Source organism: Luteibacter yeojuensis, from assembly GCF_000964085.1.
Taxonomy (GTDB): Bacteria; Pseudomonadota; Gammaproteobacteria; order Xanthomonadales; family Rhodanobacteraceae; genus Luteibacter; species Luteibacter yeojuensis_A.
In genome coordinates, this window is sequence record NZ_JZRB01000076.1 from 1 (window position 1) to 1693 (window position 1693).

The following is a 1693-nucleotide window of genomic DNA, read 5'->3' on the forward strand; positions in this document are numbered from 1 at the left end:
AGGCGCAGAAGGCCACCTGCGCGGGCAGGAACGCCTCGCCGCTGATCGAGCGCAGGTAGGTATCGGCCACCACCACCGGCACCACGCCAAAGGCGATGGCGTCGGAGAGGCTGTCGAGCTGGGTGCCCAGGTCGCTCGATGTACGCGTCTTGCGCGCGACGAAGCCGTCGGCGCCATCGCACACCAGGCAGGCGATGAAGAGCGTGCCGAGGTAGGCCAGCTCGCTGGATAGCGCGCGGCTGATGATGAGGATGGCGCAAGTGAGCGACGACAGCGTGATGACGTTAGCTGCCGTCACCAGGTTCTCGTAGGGGGCGCGCAGCTTCAGGTGCATAGCAGGCGAACCTTGCCGTCGTGGAGGCCATCGTAGCGCAAGGACGTGAGGTCGGTGACCCATGCGACGGTGGCGGGGACTTCGCCCGGGTGGTCGCCGGCGATGGCGATGACGCGCGAGCCCGCGGCCAGGCCCGCGTCGATGCCGGCCTTCGCGTCTTCGAACACAAGGCAGGCCGGCGCGGGCGCACCCATGCGCTCGGCACCCAGCAGGTAGGCGTCGGGCGCGGGCTTGCCATGGGTGACGACCTCGCCCGTGACCATGCGCGGCGGCGGGATGATGCCGGCGGCACCCAGCCGGGCCTTCGCCAGCACCGTGTCGGCCGACGTGACGATGGTCCAGCGATCGGGCGGCAGCGCGGCAAGGAGTTCGAGCGCGCCGGGAATCGGCACGATGCCGTCGACGTCCTCGACTTCCTCGCGGTAAAGCCGCGCATACGCGGCATCGATGTCGACGCCGGGCGGCGCGAACTGCTTGATGGAGTCGTACATGCGTACGCCATGGAGGCGGGGCAGCACGTCGTGCCAGTCCACGCCGACTTCGTCGCACCAGCGTTTCCAGATTTTCTCGACGACCACGCGCGAATCGACCAGCGTGCCGTCCATGTCGAACAGAAGTGCCTGCGCCTCGATGGCCAGGCCGGTTTCAAGCCGCATGTCGCCTCCGGTGGAACTGCAAGGGGCACCGCATGGCGCGGTAGCCCCCCACGATACCGGAGCGCGGCGCGCGCGTCAGTCCGCGCGCACCAGGGCGTGGTTGCGCAGCGCGTCGTCGAGCACGGCCTTCACCTCGTCGTTCGCCTTGCGCGAGCGCTCGGCGATGGCGCGGTTCCACTCGGCCTCGGTGCGGCCTTGCATGGCGCGCTCACGTGCCACCTCACCCATCTGGCGGCCCACGTCGGCCTGTTCGCGGCCGATGGCCTCGCGGCCCGCGGCAAACGCCGCCGGGTCACGCTGCGCGTGGCCAGGGTTGGCTTCGGCGATGGAAAGCTGCGCCTGGCGTTCGGCCAGCTTGGCCATCTGCTCGTTGAGCGTGGCTTCGCGTTGGGCGAGCGCCGCCGCGCGCTTCGGGTCCATGGCGGGCGCGGGGCCCATGGGGCCGTCCTTGAACGCGTTGTCGTAGATGGCACGGATGCGCGTGAGGTAGGCGGGGTCGCGCAACTCCCACATGCCGTCGTCGTTGGCGACCGTGATGTAGCCGTTGTTGTCACTGATCGACTGGTGGTGATGCGACGGCCCGTGGTCGTCGACGGTGCTGTACGAGAACGACGACGAGGACGACGTTGCCGCCGTTTTCGGTGCCTTCGGCGGGGCAGGCGGAGCGGGCGGCGGCGGAGGCGGCGGGGGCGGCGGCGGGGGC

At 70.1% G+C, this 1693-nt stretch carries 3 protein-coding genes; all 3 read right to left on the reverse strand.

Going from position 1 to position 1693, the window contains the following annotated elements; genetic code table 11:
- Positions 1-334 (reverse strand): CDP-alcohol phosphatidyltransferase family protein (locus VI08_RS19775; RefSeq protein ID WP_045831361.1); only part of this gene is annotated, 334 nt, incomplete at its 3' end.
- The gene (locus tag VI08_RS19780; protein ID WP_045831362.1) at positions 325-990 is read right to left on the reverse strand and encodes an HAD-IA family hydrolase; all 666 of its coding nucleotides are present in this window, start codon (positions 988-990) and stop codon (positions 325-327) included. The genes VI08_RS19775 and VI08_RS19780, both read right to left, overlap by 10 nt.
- A gap of 75 nt (positions 991-1065) precedes the next feature.
- On the reverse strand, positions 1066-1693 hold a 628-nt coding region (locus tag VI08_RS22110; protein ID WP_045831363.1), incomplete at its 5' end, for a hypothetical protein.